This is a genomic window from Streptomyces sp. NPDC093544 (assembly GCF_040683495.1).
GTDB lineage: Bacteria > Actinomycetota > Actinomycetes > Streptomycetales > Streptomycetaceae > Streptomyces.
In genome coordinates, this window is sequence record NZ_JBFBEA010000010.1 from 156,594 (window position 1) to 173,878 (window position 17,285).

Sequence of the window (17,285 nt, forward strand, 5' to 3'; positions counted from 1 at the left end):
GTGTCTGAGGGGCTGAGGGTTCTCAATCCGTCCAGTCGACGGTCACCACGATCTTGCCCCGCGTACGGCCCTCCGCGCTCAGGCGATGGGCCTCGGCCGCCCGGTCCAACGGGAACGTCTCGGAGACATGGACCGAGACGACGCCCTGCTCGGCCAGGTCGGACAGGTGCTGGAGGTCGTCCGCGTCCGGGCGGACGAAGTAGTAGCGGCCGCCGAAACTGACGACGTCCGGGTCGGCGAGGGACACCAGGCGGCCCTCCGGAGCGAGCAGGTCCGCCGAGAGCTTCATCGTGTCGCCGCCGATCGTGTCGAAGGCCGCGTCGACACCCTCCGGTGCGAGAGCCCGTACGCGCTCGGCGAGACCCTCGCCATAGGTGACCGGCTCGCCGCCCAGGGACCGTACGAAGTCATGGTTGAACTCGCTCGCCGTGCCGATCACACGGGCGCCGAGGTGCCGGGCGAGCTGGACCGCGATCGAGCCGACGCCGCCGGCCGCCGCGTGGACCAGTACGGTCTCGCCCGCCTTCACGTCGAGGACCTTGGTCATCACCTGGTACGCGGTGAGTCCCACCAGGGGCAGCCCCGCCGCCTCCTCGAAGGAGAGGCTCAGCGGCTTGCGGGCGAGGGTGCGCACGGGGGCCGCCACGTACTCGGCGAAGGTGCCGCGGGAGAGGAAGTCCTCGCGGGCGTACCCGATGACCTCATCACCGACCTCGAACTCCGTGACGGACGCGCCTGGCTGGACCACCACACCGGAGACGTCCCAGCCGGGGATCACCGGGAAGACCGCGTCCAGGATCCCGTCGAGATGGCCCTCGCGGCACTTCCAGTCGACGGGGTTCACGGACGCCGCGCGCACCTTCACCAGGACCGAGTCGGGCCCGACCTTGGGGTCGCGTACCTCCCCGTACTCCAGGACGTCAGGACCGCCGTACCGGCTGTAGCTGATCGCCTTCATGCCATCGACCCTCCGGGGAACACGGGCAGCACGCAAGCCGGAATGGGATGATTTGAGTCGCTTTTTGCCGCTAGCCTGAGTTGTTGTTCCCCACGGTCCCCACCCCATCCCCCCACCACCTCCGAAGGCGAGCACCATGACCACCCTCCACGCGGAGCACTCCGCGCACGAGCACGCCCACGGCCCCACCTGCGGTCACACCGCGGTGCAGCACGGCGACCACGTCGACTACGCGCACGACGGGCATCTGCACCGCGAGCACTCCGGACACTGGGACGAGTGCGAGCCGAGCGGCCACACCGCCCACGCCGAGCACGGTCACCAGCACGGCGACGACTGCGGGCACCCCGCCGTCAGGCACGGCGACCATGTCGACTACGTGCACGACGGACACCGGCACGCCGAGCACGCGGGGCACTGGGACGACCACTAGGACGGTCCGGTCACTGGGCGTCTCCCCGGTCCTTGGCTACCTTCGCCTTCGGGTTCCTTGGGCTTCACCGGTTCCTGGGGCTTCATGGGCTCCTGGGGCTTCATGGGCTCCTTAGGCTCCTGGGCTCCTTGAGGTCGGGGGAGACGCCGATCACGTTTCGCGCCCGCGCTGGACGACATACCGACTGGTCGGCATCATGGTCATGTCCTGTTTCCCTGCGCGTAGGAGCAACGATGACCCCGGACCATCCGCCAGGGCTCGATCTCGACCAGTTGCGCGGCCTGCTCGACCGCGAGCGACCCGGGCTGGTGAACGGCCCGCTGACCGGCCGGCTGATCGAGGGCGGACGGTCGAACCTCACCTACGCGGTCACGGACGGCGGCGCGAAGTGGGTCGTACGGCGGCCTCCGCTCGGGCATGTACTGGCCACCGCACACGACATGAAGCGCGAGCACCGGGTGATCAGCGCGCTGTACCCGACGGCGGTCCCGGTGCCGCGCCCGGTACTGCTGTGTGAGGACGAGTCGGTGCTGGGATCGCCCTTCTACGTCATGGAGTTCGTGGAGGGCACGCCGTACCGCACCGCGGAGCAGCTCGTCCCGCTCGGCCCTCAGCGCACCCGCGACACGGTGCTCGGGCTGGTGGACACGCTGGTCGAGCTGCACGCGGTGGATCCCACCGAGGTGGGACTCACGGACTTCGGGCGTCCTGAGGGCTTCCTCGACCGCCAACTGCGCCGCTGGGGCAAGCAGTTGGAGGCGTCCCGGAACCGCGAGCTGGCCGGGATCGACGAACTGCACGCGGCCCTGGGGCGCGCGCTCCCCGACTCCCCCGCACCGACCGTCGTGCACGGCGACTACCGGCTCGACAACGTGCTGATCGGCACCGACGACCGGATCAACGCGATCCTGGACTGGGAGATGTCCACGCTCGGCGATCCGCTGACGGACCTGGGGCTGCTGGTCATGTACAGCATCCCTCTCAAAACGGCCGACTCCCCCATCAGCACGACGGCCTCCGCCGTCGGGCACCCGGATCCGGCCGAGATCATCGAACGGTACGCCGCGCGCTCGGGGCGCGACGTGTCCGCCGTCTCCTGGTACACGGCGTTCGCGTGGTTCAAGCTCGCCGTGATCCTGGAGGGCATCCACTACCGCTACACGCAGGGCCAGACGGTCGGCGCGGGCTTCGACCGCATCGGCGAACTGACCCCCGTCTTCATCGAGCACGGCCTGACCACCCTTCAGGAAGGCTGATCCGCCATGGACTTCGCATTCGACGCGCGCACCGAGGAGCTGCGCCACAAGCTGCTCGCCTTCATGGACGAGTACGTCTATCCGGCGGAGACCGTCGCGGAGGAGCAGCGCGCCCAGCTGGCGTCGCCGTGGGACACCCCCGCCGTGGTCGGGGAGTTGAAGGCCGAGGCACGCAGCCAGGGGCTGTGGAACCTCTTCCTGCCGGACTCCGAGTACGGCGCCGGGCTCACCAACCTCCAGTACGCGCCGCTCGCCGAAATCACCGGCCGCAGCCCGCACTTGGCACCCACCGCGCTGAACTGCGCGGCGCCCGACACGGGCAACATGGAGGTGCTGACGCAGTTCGGCGACGAGCAGCAGAAGAAGCAGTGGCTGGAGCCGTTGCTCGCCGGTGAGATCCGGTCGGCGTTCGCGATGACCGAGCCCGAGGTGGCCTCGTCCGACGCCACGAACATCACCACGCGCATCGAGCGGTCCTCCGACGGCTCCGCCGAGTACGTCATCACGGGCCGCAAGTGGTACATCTCCGGTGCGATGAACCCGGACTGCAAGATCTTCATCGTGATGGGCAAGACGGACCCGGAGGGGTCCGACCTCCGCCGCCAGCAGTCCATGGTGCTCGTGCCGCGCGACACCCCCGGTGTCCAAGTCCGGCGCGCCATGCAGGTGTACGGCTATGAGGACCACTCCCACGGCGGGCACGCGGAGGTCGCCTTCCATCAAGTCCGGGTCCCCGTGGGCAACTTGGTCGGCGAGGAGGGCGGCGGCTTCGCCATCGCGCAGGCGCGGCTCGGCCCCGGCCGGATCCACCACTGTATGCGGCTGATCGGGATGGCCGAGCGGGCGATCGAGCTGATGTGCCGCCGGGCCGTGTCCCGTACCGCCTTCGGCAAGCCGCTGGCCCAGCAGGGCGTGGTCCAGAACTGGATCGCCGACGCCCGGGTGGCCGTCGAGCAGCTGCGCCTGCTGGTCCTGAAGACCGCCTGGATGATGGACACGGTCGGCAACAAGGGCGCCCACACCGAGATCCAGGCCATCAAGATCGCCACTCCGCGTACGGTCGTCGACATTCTCGACAAGGCGGTCCAGCTGCACGGCGCGGGCGGCGTGAGCCAGGACTTCCCGCTGGCCGAACTGTGGGCGAGCGCACGGACGTTGCAGCTCGCCGACGGTCCCGACGAGGTGCATCAGCGGTCGCTGGCCCGGCGGGAGATCAAGAAGCACCTGTGAGGCGCGGCGGGGCCGATGAGGGGCTGTGCGCACCCCTCACCGGCCCTGTCCCCCGAGCGGTGTTGGTCAGTTGCGGGTGGTCGCCGTGAGCGTCCAGCCCTGTCGGCACTTCAGTCCGAACGTGCCCTTGTCGCAGCCCTCGACCGTGAAGCTGTAGGTCCCGGTGGTGTGCTTGCGGACCCACATCCCGCCGGAGGTGCCGCCGCGCAGGGTGACCTGTGTGCCGCCAGCGTCGGCGGCGCTGGTGTAGCGGGCCAGGAAGACGTCGTAGTGGTAAGGGTTCGTGGGGCCCCAGTTGAAGTACGCGTAGCCGTTGCGTTCCCAGGCGGCGACCACCATCTCCGTGCCCTGGCGGGGCGAGAAGGTCACGTTCCCGCTCTCGAAGTACTGCCGCTTGCCGAGCTTCGTCCCGTTCTTCGACTTGACGGTCAGCACCTTGGTCCGCGGGCAGCCGAGCATGCCGTTCACGCCGCCCAGATCGCTCCAGCGCTCGTAGATGAGGCGGTTGCTGAGCTGGTATCCGCACGCGGACGGCGGCCCCGCGGGAGCGGCCGTGGCGGCGGGCACCGCCGCCGTGCCGCCGAGAGCGAGTGCCGAGCCCATGGCGAGGCCCACCAGACGCCGATTCACTGAAAGCATCACTGTTCTCCCCCGTTGCCGGGCCGGCGGCTCTTCCACCGGCCCGCTGCAACGAGCATCGGGCCACGGGGGCCCGGGAGTTGAGAGGGTGCCGCCGGGCGGTCGCCGGGAGTTCTCCCGGGTGGACCGGGAACCGTTCCCATGACACCCGGGCGGCGAGCCAGGACGATGGCTCTCATGGACGACCAGTACGGGCGGAACCGGCGGCGCACGGTCATCGCGTACGTCCTGCTGGCCCTGGCGCTGGGGCAAGTGGGCGTGGGGGCGGGGGCGTTGGCGGTCGCCGGGGTTTCCGCGACGGACCTGATCCACTACGACATGGTCATCGACATCGCGAACGGTTTCGCCTATCCCGTCTGCGGCACGGTGATCGCGCTGCACCGCCCACGCAATCCCATCGGATGGCTGCTGATCGTCTACGGGCTGGGCCACGCGTTCACGGGGCTGTCGATCGGCCTCGCGGTCGTAGGACTGCGCGCGGGCTGGTCACCGGAGGCGCTGCACGCGCTCACCACGATCGGTCGCCACACGTGGATCGTCGCGAGCTCGACCGCGTTCGTGTTCGTGTTCTTCCTGTTTCCCGACGGGCGGCTGCCCGGCCGGCGCTGGCGCTGGGCGCTGATCGTCCAACTGGTGACGTCGCCACTGGACTTCGTGGTCTGGGCCCGATACGACTGGGGGCTCTTCCGCGGCACCGCTGCCCAGCCCTCGTATCTCCCGGTACCACCCGGCTGGTTGCCCGTCATCGAGCGTGTGGTGACCGCCAAGGCCGGTCTCGTCCTGGCCGCCATCATGGCCGTCATGTGGCTGCGCCACCGGCGCGGCGGGGACCAGGACCGCCGTCAGCTGCTGTGGCTGCTGGCCGGGGTGCTGCCGCTGGTACTGAGCATCATGCTGCAGATCTTCGGCTTCCCTCCTGCCTACACGTCGTACGGCACCCTGCTGCTGCCGGTCGCCATCATGATCGCCGTGATCCGCCACGAACTGCTCGACATCCGGCTCGTCGTCTCCCGGGGCCTGCTGTACGGGGCGCTCACCGTCGGAGTGGTCGCCGCCTACGTCGGCCTCGTCACCTTCTTCCAGACACTCCTGGATCCCCAACCCGAGCTACTGGGGCCCGCCTTCATCACCGTCGCCCTTGCCATCACGTTCGAACCCGCCCGGCGCAGGTTGCAGCGCACAGTGGACCGAGCCCTCTACGGAGACCGTCACGACCCGGTCCGCGCGGTCTCCCGGATCGGTGAGCGGCTGGCCGGGGGCGGTGTCGGGGCGGTGCCCGAGGCGGTGGGTGAGGGGCTGCGCCTGCCGTATGTGCGGCTGGCCGCGGAGTCCGGGGTGGCGGGCGGCAGTTGGGGAACGCCGGGGAAACTCACGCATGTCGTACCGCTCGACTACGACGGGCGGGCCGTCGGTGAGCTGGTGATCGGGCTGCGCCCCGGCGAGCAGCAGCCCGCGCCGGCCGATCTGGCGGTGCTCGAACTGCTCGCGGTGCCACTGGCGGCCGCCCTGCACGCCACCGATCTCTCCCGGCAGCTCCAGCTCTCCCGGGAGCGGATCGTGGCCGCGCGTGAGGAGGAGCGCCGCCGGATCCGCCGGGATCTGCACGACGGGCTCGGACCGACGCTCGCCGGGGCCGCCTTCCAGGCCGACGCCGTACGCAATCTGCTCGCGTTCGATCCGGAGCGGGCGGCCGGACTGCTCGCCGAACTGCGGGCCGAGATCGGCGGGGCGGTCGGGGAGATCCGCCGGCTGGTGGACGGGCTGCGGCCGCCGGACCTCGACCAGCTGGGGCTGCTCGGCGCCCTGCGCGAACGCTCGGCACGGCTGTCCTGGCGAGCGGACGGCACCTCCATCGCCGTACGGGTGCAGGCTCCTGAGCTGCTGCCACCGCTGCCCGCGGCGGTGGAGGTCGCCGCCTACCGCATCGCGACCGAGGCGCTCACCAACGCGGCCCGGCACGCCCGTGCCTCCCGTGTCGATCTTCGTATCGAGATCGGCGACGGACTGCGCCTGGAGGTGTGCGACGACGGCTCCCCCGTCGACGAGGAGACCGCGTGGCGCCCCGGTGTGGGCATCACGTCGATGCAGGAGCGCGCCGCGGAGCTCGGCGGCAGCTGCGTGGCGGGGCGGGGCCGGGTGGTGGCGACCCTGCCGCTCGGGGAGCCGCCATGACGGGGCGCGAACGGCACGGCGGCCCTGGGAAACCCGGGAGAGCCTGGAGAGTTGGGGAGGCGGGCATGGAGTCGGAACAGACGGAGCCCAGACACGAGGGCGGCCCGCAGCCGAGGCCGGCGGGTGGTGGCGAGACGGAGGGCGCGCTCAGGGTCGTGCTCGCCGACGACCATCCCGTCGTGCGTACGGGGCTGGCCGCGCTGTTGGAGTCGGTGCGGGACGGGACGCCGGGGGTGTCCGTCGTGGGGGTCGCCTCCGGTGGGCGGGAGGCGGTGCGGGCCGCCGTGACGCTGCGCCCGCACGTGGTCGTGATGGACATCCGGATGCCGGACATGAACGGCATCGAGGCGACGCGGGAGATCGGCCGGGTGGCGCCCGCGGTGGCGGTGCTGATGCTCACCATGGTCGAGGAGGACGACTCGGTGTTCGCGGCGATGCGCGCCGGGGCCCGCGGCTATGTGCTCAAGGGCGCGGGACAGGACGAGATCGTCCGGGCGATCAGGGCGGTGGCCGCCGGAGAGGCGATCTTCGGGCCGGGCGTGGCACGGCGCGTACTCGGGCAGCTCAGCCGTCCGCTGTCGCAGCCCGACCCGTGCCCGGCGCTCACCCCGCGCGAACGGGACGTGCTCACACTGATCGCGGCGGGGACACCCAACGCGACGGTGGCGGCCCGGCTCGGTCTGTCCCCGAAGACGGTCAGCAACCACATGTCAGCGGTGCTCGCGAAGCTGGGCGTGGCGGACCGCACGGAAGCGGCGGCCTGGGCGCGCGACGCGGGACTCGGGCCGGACGTCGATCCGTGACCCCGCAGGGCCTCGGGACCTCGGGACCTCGGGACCTCAGGGCCGCAGCGCGCGCAGCAGCAGGTCCGCCAACTGGTCGGCGACCTGCTGCGGGGTGAGCGGGCCGTCGGGGCGGTACCAGGTCGACAGGTGGTGCACGGAACCGAAGTGGTAGTCGACGACCAGGTCGGCGGGGGTGGCCGTGGAGAAGACGCCCTTCTTCTGGCCTTCTTCGACGAGCGCGCGGAAGCGCTCGTGGTACCGGCGGCGCTCGGCGCGTACCTGCTTGTGCTTCTCCGGGCTGAGGTGGTGCATGGAGCGGAAGAAGATCGACGCGTCGTCGAGGTTGTCGATGGTCGTGACGACGACGTCGGCCGCGGCGCCCCGCAGCCGCTCCTCGACGGGCGCGTCGGCGCCCGCGAAGGCGTCCAGTCGCTCCTGCTGGAGGCGCAGCACGCGCGCGTAGACCTCGTGCAGGAGGTCGTCCTTGGAGCCGAAGTAGTGGTAGAGCGCTCCCTTGGTGACGCCTGCCGCCTCGACGATCTCCTGCACGGAGGTCCGGTCGTAGCCCTGCTCGGCGAAGAGCCGGGTGGCGGCGGCCAAGAGCCGCTGCGGCACGGGCGTACTGTCGCCGTCCGTTGTCCTGGGCACTGCCGCCACCTGCCTTCCTTGATGCGCTGGCTGTCCTACTGGCTCTTATCTGATCGGGAACGCAGCTCCCGACGGAGGATCTTGCCACTCTCCGCCTTCGGCAAGTCGGGCAGGATCTCCACCCGCCGCGGAAACGTGTGAGCGGCCGGTAGCTCCTTGCAGTAGGCGGCGAGGTACCCGGCGACGGAGTCGCTCGGCGGCGTGCAGGGAGTCGGTCACCGGCCAGCCTCCCACTTCTGCTGGATGTGGTTCATGTTGGTCAGCCAGCGGTCGGGGTCGGCGGCCCGCGCCTGGTAGTACTCCGCGGCCTCGGGGTGCGGCAGGATCAGGAAGCGGTCCTCATCCATCCCGGCGAAGAGGGCGTCGGCGACGTCGTCGGGCTCGATGGCGGTGGGCTGGAGCACCAGGTCGCCCGCGCTGCCGGTGGCGGCGAGCATGTCCGTGCGCACGCCCTGCGGACAGATCGCGTGGACCTTCAGACCGCGGTGGCGGTACGTCAGCGACAGCCACTCGGCGAAGGCGTACGCACCGTGCTTGGTGACGGCGTACGGCGCGGCGCCGATCATGGTGAGCAGTCCGGCCGCCGAGACCGTGGAGACGAAACGGCCGCTGCCGCGCTCCAGCCAGGCCGGGAGCAGTTCATGGGCAGCGCGTACGTGCGCCATGACGTTGACGTCCCAGGCGAGCGCCCAGACCTGCTCGGCGGCCGCCTCCGTCCCGCCCGAGCCGACGCCCGCGTTGGCGCAGTACACGTCGACGGTGCCGCCGAGGGCGTCCCTGGCGTCCGCCACGATCGTGGACGCGTCGCCCGGGACCGCGATGCCGCCGATCTCGTCGGCCACCTTCTTCGCCTTGGCGGCGTCCAGGTCGTTGACGACGACTCTGGCCCCCTCAGCGGCGAAGCGGCGGGCAAGCGCGGCCCCGATACCGCCCCCCGCTCCGGTGACGATCACTCCGGCATCCTGCACGGCTTCCACCATCGGTCTCCTTCGACGCGACGAGAATCGGCTCTGCTACGTAGCCAGACTAACCAGTCGGTATGTTGCGGGGGAAGGGCCGCCTTCAGGGGCGCGGGGCTGTGCCATATGCGGCTCCGCCGCGTGGGCGCGACAAGCCAGGGACTGCCCGCCGTCTACGAACTTCCGGCGGGAGCGCTTAGCGTGCCCGTGGCAACCTTCCGCGATCACGGAGGTCACAATGCGCTTGTCCAGACGGGCACTGCTCGCCGCCGGTACTGCCGCGGCGGCTCTGACACCGGTTCCGGCCGCAGCGGAGGAAAACGGCGGCCGCAGGCTGCGTACCGGCTTCGAACGCCTCGCCGCAGGTGGCTACGCCCCCCTCGACGGGCAGCGCGTCGGCGTCGTCACCAATCCCACCGGTGTCACCAGGGACGTACGCCACATCGTCGACGTCATGCACGCCGACGACCGCGTGAACCTGATCGCCGTCTTCGGCCCCGAGCACGGCTTCCGCGGCACCGCGCAGGCAGGCGGGTCGGAGGGCCGCTACGACGACCCGGCGACCGGACTGCCCGTCTACGACACGTATCTGAAGAGCGGTCAGCCGCTCGCCGACATCTTCACCGCCTCCGGCGTGGACACCGTCGTCTTCGACATCCAGGACGTGGGCGCGCGCTTCTACACGTACATCTGGACGCTGTACGACTGCATGGACGCGGCCCGACTGGCGGGCAAGCGCTTCGTGGTGCTCGACCGGCCGAACCCGGTGACCGGCCGGGCGGCCCAAGGCCCCGTCCTGCACAAGGAGTTCGCGACCTTCGTCGGACGGGAGCCCATCGCGCAGTCGCACGGGATGACGGTGGCGGAGCTGGCGCGGCTGTTCAACGGGGAGTTCCTGGCGGCGCCGGTGCCGCTGGAGACCGTACTGATGTCGGGTTGGCGGCGATCGGACTTCTACGACGCCTCCGGTCTCCCCTGGGTCCCGCCGAGCCCGAACATGCCGACGGCGGACACCGCGCTGGTCTACTCGGGGACCTGCCTCTTCGAGGGGACGAATCTGTCGGAGGGGCGGGGCACGACCCGCCCGTTCGAGCTGCTCGGCGCGGAGGGCATCGACCGGGGCTGGGCCGAAGCGGTCGGGCAACTCGGGCTGCCCGGCGTGCACTTCAGGGAGGCGTACTTCGCTCCCACCTTCTCCAAGTTCCAGGGCAGAACCATCGGCGGGGTGCAGATCCATGTGCACGACCGGGCCGCGTACGACCCTGTGCGCACGGGGATCGCGCTCCTGGTGACCGCCAAGGCAGTCTGGAGCGGCTTCACTTGGCGCTCCGACAACTGGATCGACAAGCTGACCGGGTCGACGAGCGTCCGTACGATGATCGACGCGGGAGCGACGGCCGACGAGGTCGTGGCCGCCTGGCAGGACGAGTTGGCGGCGTTCCGGCGCGTGCGCAAGGAGTACCTCGTGTATCGGTGAGGTGGGGAGCGCCTGCCGGTCAACGACTGTTTGCAAATGGCTGTTGGCCAACGAGCGTGGGGGGAAACGCTCGTTGGCCAACAGCCGTAGGTACCGGCACGGGTAGCGGTACCGCTACCCGTGCCGGTACCGCACCGTCACCGGTGCGACGTGTACTCCACCACCTGCTGGAAGGTCGGACGGTTCTGCCAGCTGATGCTGTAGTGCTTGATGCCGCCGAGCGGACGGTGGATGACCGAGTCGGCACACCACTGGTTGCCCGCGGCGCAACTGGCGTCGCCGGGGTAGACCTGAGCCGCCGTCTTGCCGGCCGCAGTCTTGAGAGTGCTGATCAGGATGTCCCGGCAGCCACTGAGGGTGCCGCCGCCGCAGTACTTCTGCGCCAGCGGGCCCTGCACCGAGTCACCGAGCACCGCCCGGATGTCCTTGTCGACGTAGCTCCACCATCCGTACTGGAAGGAGCTTCCCGCGTGCGAGCCGGTCGGGCCGTGTCCGGCCGAGGGCGCCTCGTCGATGGGGAGGTTGTTGGTGATGGCCGTGTACAGACCGGTGCCGAGGCCCGGTTCGAACTCGGCCTGCACCAGCAGCGGCCACCACGCGTCCAGGATGCGGATGGCGTCGGGGTTGGCGTAGGTCTTCGAACCGAGCGAGGTCTCCGCGCGCTTCGACCCCGCTGTCACCCAGGTGGAGAGCTTGCTCAGGGCCGCCGCGGCCGTGGTGTCGGTGACCGGCTGGCTGTTGATGACCCTCAGCAGGTCCGGGAGCACGTCCTCCGCCCGTAGATCCGCGAGCGCCGCGTCCGCCATCGCCTTCACGAGCGAGGATCTGGTCACACCTCCCGCGGTCACGAGTTTCTTCACGCGGTCGTCGATGAGGTTGCCGCGATGGACGGAGCCGTTGCCCCAGGGGGCCGTCGCGTAGTTCTCGGCCACCTTGTTGTTCCAGGAGACGTAGTAGTCCTGGTCGATGTCGTTGGGATGCGCGGACGCCGGGGTGTAGGTGGCGGTGTTCGTCGCCCCGTTCCAGCCCTGCCACTCGTACGCGGCCTGCGCCCACACCGGGAACTCGGCGTCGACGCCGGTGGCGCGTATCGGGTTGTTGCCGCTGTTGTAGTACGCGGTGTGGCTCGAGTCCGCGTAGAACCAGTTGAAGGTGTAGTTGATGTGCTGCGCCGCGGACTGGAAGGTCTCCGGGCTCTTGACGTAGTCAGGATCGTTGAACATCTGGAAGCCGATGATCGAATCGGCCTCGTGCATGTAGGAGGAGCGCAGGGTGGTGTACGCGACCTTTTTGCCGCCGACCGTCGCGCGATGGGTCACCGGGCCGTACTTGGTGCGGTAGACCTGCATGCGGTACGAGCCCGCGGCGGTGGGGTCGGCCGTGGTCGGCACCCAGGCGTTGGTGTGCTCGACCTTGTCCATGGCCGTGCAGGTGCCGTGGTAGAGGTAGTGGTAGTCGTCCTGGCACAGCTCGACGGCGTACGTGTCGATGATGTCCTGGCCGGAGGTCGTGGCACTCCAGGAGTAGTCCTGGCCGCGGCCGAGTTCGACGTAGAAGCTCAGCCCCGCGAACGAGGCGCCACGGGCGCTGAGGCCCGGGCCCTGGATCTCCTGGAGCATCAGGAGCTGTGGCGCGAAGTAGCCGGTCTGGGGACCGAAGACGGCGATCGGGTTGCCGCTCGCCGTGTGATCGCCGCTCACCACCAGGGCGTTGGACATGCCCTTCTTCGCCGAGGAGAGGGCGGTGGCGGCCGCCGAGGCCGAGGTGCTGCTCGCGGTCGCGGTGGCCGCGCTGCCGGTGCGGTCGAAGACCAGCGGCTCCTCGGTCAACGTACCGGCGTCGGGCAGTGCCTGACCCTGCGCGACGGCGGGCTTGGCCGCGTACGGGAAGCTCTGGCCGTCGTGGAGGGTGAGGGCGGCCTCGGGGTCGTTGCGCTCGCGGAAGGACTCCCAGACCTTGGTGCCCTCCACCACGCCGTACTGGGACTGGGCGGCGAGCAGCGAGATGGCGTTGTTGACCTCGCCGCCGCCTCCGGAGCCGAACAGCGAGCCGATGACGGAGGCCAGCGCGACCAGGTCGGTGAGCTTGAAGTGGTCGATGGTCCCGGCGTTGGTGATGGAGTCCTTGTGTCCGGTCAGGACGTACTCGCCGGGGAAGTAGCGGCCGCTGTCGGAGGCGTCTATGTAGGCGTTGACGCCGGCGAGGTAGGCGGTGACATCGGCGAGCGCCTGCTGGCCACGGGCGCCGTTGTTGGTGGTGACGCTGTCGATCTGAGCCTGCAGTTCGGCCTCGGTGTAGGGCGCGGTGCGCCAGAACTGCTGCTCAAGGCCCTGGTTGGAGGGGTCACCGCCCGCGAAGGGGGTCAGCGTGCCGCGTCCGACGTGCCGGAAGACGTCCATCAGCCACAGCCGGTCCTGCGCGGCGGCGTATCCGGCGCCGTACTCGGTGCCGTAGCGGGTGGTGCCGGTGATGTGCGGAACGCCGGTCTTCTTGTCACGGACGATCGTGACGTCGGTGCGTCCGCCGGGGTTCGTCGTCGACTCGACCTGGTCGGCGGGGACACCGAAGGATGCGTCGTTGAAGAAGTCGTTGATCTTGGCGTCGGTGAGCCCGGAGTAGCCCGAGGCCAGGTTCGCGTACGGGCCGAGCTGGTCCTCGGCGTGGGCCGGCTGGATGCCGAAGACCTGGTTGAGCAGGACCTGGGCGAGGGTGGCGTTGCCGTTCTCACCGGGCGGCAGGATGTCGGAACACTGATTGCCGCAGTAGTCGTTGGCCGCGGCCGCCGTGACCGCCGTACCCGCGGCCGACGCTTGGGTAAGGGGAGACAAAAGGCCGGCAATGAGAAGGCATACGGATGTGGCCTTCAGGAACTTGGGCAATCTGCGGGGAGTTCTCAGTCTGTCCAGGATGGTGCGTCGGGTGCGCCGTGACATGGCAGCTCCTCGCGACGGGGGGTGGGGCCGGACGTTACCGGCGGTATCCCCGTGTTTGAAGATGAACATGCGTCACTTTTTGAGATCGGGTACTCCCCAGGGGGCTCCCGCGCCACGGGGCTGTGCCCGCCGCCGCAACTGACGGGCGGACAACAGGCAGCTCACAGCATGCGGAGGTAGTCCATGAGGGGTTCGGCAGATGACTTCTTGAAGGTCATCGGAAATCGGATGGAGCCGAATCGCTTGTCGATACGTCTATTCGGCGAAGTCCGTGCGACGACGCCGAAGTGACCGAAGTACAGGTGCAGGTGTGACGGAGGTGCAGGGCGATGGCCGGTTTCCGGAGTCTGGCGAGACAGGTGCGAGATCCGAGGAGTGATCTGGCACTGCGGCGCTACTCACTGCGCAAGTGCCTTGAAAGGTTCGCCCCTTACGGGCATCGGGCGACCTGGGACCATCTGTCCTCGCGGGCCGGGTTCGGCCCCGAGGACCGCTCCCCCGATCCGGTGCGGCTCGTGGCCGCACTGGACGAGCTGGAGGAAGCCCGTTCGGTGTGGCTCGCCTACGAGGTCGGGTTCGCCGAGCGGCGCAAGAAGGAGAAGCACGACGGGCTGCGCAGGCCGGGCACCGTCGACGACTGGCACCGGCTGACCTGGGGCGGCTTCGGGGTCGCGTGGTGCGACGACCCGCGGATCCACCCTCATGAACCACTGGCCGAGGTGCTGCGCCGACTGATCGCCGCGCTGGAGCGCGAGCCGGGTGCGGTGTGCCCGGTGTGTACGGGCGAGCGCCTCGACTGGAAGTACGACCTCGCACACGAACCCTCGTCCGGACCTGTCTGCACGCGCTGCGGAATCGTGGTGCCGCGGCCTGTTCTCACCCCGGAGGCACTGGCGGAGGCCAGGCGCGGGCGGCGGCTGCTCATATCGGCGTAAGCGCGCCGCGGTACGCCACAGTGCGTCACCGGGTGCGGGAACTGCGGGTGAGCCGTCGGCCGCGGGTTGGCGGCGAGTGGGCCGTCCGCCGCGGGTTTTCGGCGAGCGAGCTGTCCGCCGCGGGTTGTCTGTGGCTGGGCGCCCAGCCGCACGATGTCGTGGGTCTGGCGGGGCGGCACGTGAACCGGGGTTGTCAGTGCCGGCTGGCACTATCGAGGCATGGTGCAGGTACAGGTCTGTGTGAACGGAGCCCGGGGCGCCGGTGACGGTGCCGTCGTGCCGCTGTCGCCCGGCTCGATGGCCGCGTCCGCGGCGGAGGCCGTCGCGGCCGGGGCGTCGGACGTTCACGTCCATCCCAAGTCGCCCTGCGGACACGACACGCTGTCACCGAGGGTTATTGCTCCGACTCTCGAAGCGATCCGGGCACGGGTACACGTCCCGGTCGGCGTGACCACCGGCGCCTGGGCCGAGCCTGATCCCGCGGCCCGCGTGACGCGCGTGCGCTCCTGGACGGTGCTGCCCGACCACGCCTCGGTCAACTGGCATGAGCCGGGCGCCGAAGAGGTCGCGGCGGCGCTCCTCGACCGCGGGATCGGCGTGGAGGCGGGCATCTGGTCCGGCACGGAGGGCGCCGCGCGGTTCGCGGCGTCGCCGCTCGGGCCACGGGTGCTGCGGGTACTGGCCGAGGTGCTGGACACCTCCGCCGACACAGCGGAGAAGTCGGCCCGCGCCCTGCTCGCCGACCTGGGCACCGCCCACGGCCGCCCCGTCCTGCTGCACGGAATGGAGGGCGGCACCTGGCCGGTGCTGCGGCTCGCGGGGAGGCTGGGCCTCGCCACCCGGATCGGCCTGGAGGACACGCTGCTCATGCCTGACGGTGAACGGGCCATGTCCAACGGTCAGTTGGTGGCGGAGGGACTCGTCCAGCACCATTACGGGTGGGAGCAGCGTTAGTCGTAGAGCCGGGAGATGCCTTGTCGGTGCCGGTCAGGTGGTCCGGCGGACTGCCGGACCGGCGGTCGAAGATCCCGACGCTACCAGCCACAAATCCACTCGCTCCAGCCCTTTCCCGTCCGGATAGTTGGAGGCGATGAGACACAGCTGAGGGACCCGAGGAGTACCCGATGTCGACGCTGCGCGTCACCGCCGAAGTCCTGACCATCCATGAGCATCCGAACGCCGACGCACTCGAACTGGCCCAGGTGGGCCTGTACCGAGCAGTGGTCGCCAAGGGTGCCTACCGCACCGGCGAGAGGGCCCTCTACATCCCGGAACAGTCCGTGCTCCCGGCCGCGCTGATCGAGGAGCTGGGCCTGACCGGGCGACTCGCGGGAAGCGGGGCGGACCGGGTCAAGGCCGTACGACTTCGCGGTGAGCTGTCGCAGGGCATCGTCTGCCTGCCGAAGGCACTGGCGGCCGTCGACCTGGTGAAGGCCGCCGAGGACGGGACCGACTTCGCGGAGGCGCTCGGCATCGTCAAATGGGTGCCGCCGATCCCGCCCACAATGAGCGGCGACGTCGAGTCCGCGCCCGATCTGCTGCCCTGGGTCGACATCGAGAACATCCAGCGATATCCGGACATCTTCGCACCGGGCGAGCCCGTCGTCCTGACCGAGAAGCTGCACGGTTCGGCCTGCCTGCTGACATACCTCGCGGACGAGGGCCGCGTCCAGGTCTCCTCCAAGGGCTTCGGCGCCAAGTCCCTTGCCCTCAAAGAAGATCGACGCAATCTGTACTGGCGGGCCGTGCACGGCCACGGCGTCCCGGAGGCCGCGGCCCGGCTCGCCGAGCGGCTCGGCGCGCGCCGGGTCGGCATCTTCGGCGAGGTCTACGGAGCCGGCGTACAGGATCTGTCGTACGGCGCCGACGGTCGCCGCGAGACGCTCGGTTACGCCGTGTTCGACGTCTCCGCGGAGATCGACGGCGAGGTCCGTCGGCTCGACGCGGCGGCACTGCTGGAGGGCGAACTGCCGCTGGTGCCGCGGCTGTACGAGGGGCCGTACGACATCGACCGCGTCCTGGAGATCGCCTCGGGCCGGGAGACCGTCTCCGGGCGCGAGCTGCACCTGCGCGAGGGGGTCGTGATCCGCCCCGTCACCGAGCGGTACAGCCCGGTGACGGGCGGCCGGGCCATCGCGAAAGCGGTCAGCCCCGCGTATCTGACGCGGAAAGGCGGCACGGAGTACGAGTAGGGGGGGCGAGTCGGGCGTACGGAGCCCGGGGTGCCGGTCATCGGCAGTCCTCGGGCTCCTTCTGGGGCGCGGGGGTAAGCGCGGCCCGCTTCTCCGGTCCGTCGGTCGGGCGGGTGCGTTCCGCCATGAGGCGGGAGCCTGTCATGCGGTCGCCGAAGACGTCGTCCGGGTTGGAGAGCACGCAGGTCTCCAGGGACAGGCAACCGCAGCCGATGCAGTCCGTCAGGTGGTCCCGCAGACGGCTCAACTGCTTGATGCGCTCGTCGAGTTCGGAGCGCCAGGCCTCCGACAGGTGGGCCCAGTCCTCCCTGGTCGGGGTGCGCTCCTCGGGAAGTTCGGCGAGCGCCTCGCGGATGGTGGCGAGCGGGATACCGACGCGCTGCGCGGCTCGCACGAAGGCGACGCGGCGCAGCGCGTCCCGGTGATAGCGGCGTTGGTTGCCGGTGGTGCGGCGGCTGTTGATGAGGCCCTTGGACTCGTAGAAGTGCAGGGCGGAGACGGCGGCGCCACTGCGCGCCGACAGCTGGCCGACGGTCAGCTCGTGGATCTTCTCAGGGATCTGGGGCACCTCTCCAACCCTACCCACCTCGCCACACGTGAGGTCCGTTGACATCCGGCCCGCGCCCGACCATGCTAAGCAGTCGCTTAGACATGGAAATACGGGAGGT

Annotated in this window: 15 protein-coding genes; 9 read left to right on the plus strand and 6 right to left on the minus strand. The window is 70.1% G+C overall.

Annotated features, from left to right (window positions below):
• Positions 1–22: 22 nt before the first annotated feature.
• The gene (locus AB0N66_RS17225) at positions 23–958 is read right to left on the minus strand and encodes an NADP-dependent oxidoreductase (RefSeq protein WP_365434880.1); all 936 of its coding nucleotides are present in this window, start codon (positions 956–958) and stop codon (positions 23–25) included.
• 136 nt (positions 959–1,094) lie between these two features.
• Here AB0N66_RS17225 and AB0N66_RS17230 point away from each other — a divergent pair, with 136 nt between their 5' ends.
• The 3 genes from AB0N66_RS17230 (at position 1,095) to AB0N66_RS17240 (ending at position 3,877) form a co-directional block, all read left to right on the plus strand.
• A complete protein-coding gene (locus AB0N66_RS17230; protein ID WP_365434883.1) occupies positions 1,095–1,391 on the plus strand; it encodes a hypothetical protein in 297 nt (98 codons plus the stop codon).
• Between the two features lie 233 nt (positions 1,392–1,624).
• Positions 1,625–2,647 (plus strand): phosphotransferase family protein, encoded by a 1,023-nt coding sequence (locus tag AB0N66_RS17235; RefSeq protein ID WP_365434886.1) that lies wholly within the window; start codon positions 1,625–1,627, stop codon positions 2,645–2,647.
• Between the two features lie 6 nt (positions 2,648–2,653).
• The gene (locus tag AB0N66_RS17240) at positions 2,654–3,877 is read left to right on the plus strand and encodes an acyl-CoA dehydrogenase family protein (RefSeq protein WP_365434889.1); all 1,224 of its coding nucleotides are present in this window, start codon (positions 2,654–2,656) and stop codon (positions 3,875–3,877) included.
• A 66-nt stretch (positions 3,878–3,943) separates the two neighbouring features.
• Here the strand turns inward: AB0N66_RS17240 and AB0N66_RS17245 are convergent, their stop codons facing one another.
• Positions 3,944–4,516, minus strand: a complete 573-nt coding sequence (locus tag AB0N66_RS17245) for a hypothetical protein (RefSeq protein WP_365434892.1) — start codon at positions 4,514–4,516, stop codon at positions 3,944–3,946.
• A 177-nt stretch (positions 4,517–4,693) separates the two neighbouring features.
• Here AB0N66_RS17245 and AB0N66_RS17250 point away from each other — a divergent pair, with 177 nt between their 5' ends.
• Together AB0N66_RS17250 and AB0N66_RS17255 are read left to right on the plus strand one after the other, a co-directional pair.
• Positions 4,694–6,688, plus strand: a complete 1,995-nt coding sequence (locus AB0N66_RS17250; protein WP_365434895.1) for a histidine kinase — start codon at positions 4,694–4,696, stop codon at positions 6,686–6,688.
• Between the two features lie 65 nt (positions 6,689–6,753).
• Positions 6,754–7,491 (plus strand): response regulator transcription factor, encoded by a 738-nt coding sequence (locus AB0N66_RS17255; RefSeq protein WP_365434898.1) that lies wholly within the window; start codon positions 6,754–6,756, stop codon positions 7,489–7,491.
• Between the two features lie 36 nt (positions 7,492–7,527).
• Here AB0N66_RS17255 and AB0N66_RS17260 read toward each other — a convergent pair whose 3' ends face one another.
• A complete protein-coding gene (locus AB0N66_RS17260) occupies positions 7,528–8,121 on the minus strand; it encodes a TetR/AcrR family transcriptional regulator (RefSeq protein WP_365434901.1) in 594 nt (197 codons plus the stop codon).
• Between the two features lie 215 nt (positions 8,122–8,336).
• On the minus strand, positions 8,337–9,101 hold the full coding sequence (locus AB0N66_RS17265; protein ID WP_365434904.1) for an SDR family oxidoreductase: 765 nt from the start codon (positions 9,099–9,101) through the stop codon (positions 8,337–8,339).
• 217 nt (positions 9,102–9,318) lie between these two features.
• On the opposite strand from AB0N66_RS17265, the gene AB0N66_RS17270 reads away from it, so the two are divergent.
• Entirely contained in the window at positions 9,319–10,557 is a 1,239-nt protein-coding gene (locus AB0N66_RS17270) for a DUF1343 domain-containing protein (protein WP_365434907.1), read from the plus strand.
• 137 nt (positions 10,558–10,694) lie between these two features.
• On the opposite strand, the gene AB0N66_RS17275 is transcribed toward AB0N66_RS17270, so the two are convergent.
• Positions 10,695–13,490: a penicillin acylase family protein gene (locus AB0N66_RS17275; RefSeq protein ID WP_365434910.1), complete on the minus strand. Its 2,796-nt coding sequence runs from the start codon at positions 13,488–13,490 to the stop codon at positions 10,695–10,697.
• A gap of 329 nt (positions 13,491–13,819) precedes the next feature.
• On the opposite strand from AB0N66_RS17275, the gene AB0N66_RS17280 reads away from it, so the two are divergent.
• The 3 genes from AB0N66_RS17280 (at position 13,820) to AB0N66_RS17290 (ending at position 16,617) form a co-directional block, all read left to right on the plus strand.
• Positions 13,820–14,425, plus strand: a complete 606-nt coding sequence (locus tag AB0N66_RS17280) for a hypothetical protein (RefSeq protein ID WP_365434914.1) — start codon at positions 13,820–13,822, stop codon at positions 14,423–14,425.
• Between the two features lie 219 nt (positions 14,426–14,644).
• Positions 14,645–15,379: a 3-keto-5-aminohexanoate cleavage protein gene (locus AB0N66_RS17285; RefSeq protein ID WP_365434917.1), complete on the plus strand. Its 735-nt coding sequence runs from the start codon at positions 14,645–14,647 to the stop codon at positions 15,377–15,379.
• A gap of 170 nt (positions 15,380–15,549) precedes the next feature.
• Entirely contained in the window at positions 15,550–16,617 is a 1,068-nt protein-coding gene (locus AB0N66_RS17290) for an RNA ligase (ATP) (protein WP_365434920.1), read from the plus strand.
• A gap of 37 nt (positions 16,618–16,654) precedes the next feature.
• Here the strand turns inward: AB0N66_RS17290 and soxR are convergent, their stop codons facing one another.
• The gene (gene soxR / locus AB0N66_RS17295) at positions 16,655–17,185 is read right to left on the minus strand and encodes a redox-sensitive transcriptional activator SoxR (protein WP_365434923.1); all 531 of its coding nucleotides are present in this window, start codon (positions 17,183–17,185) and stop codon (positions 16,655–16,657) included.
• Positions 17,186–17,285: the final 100 nt, after the last annotated feature.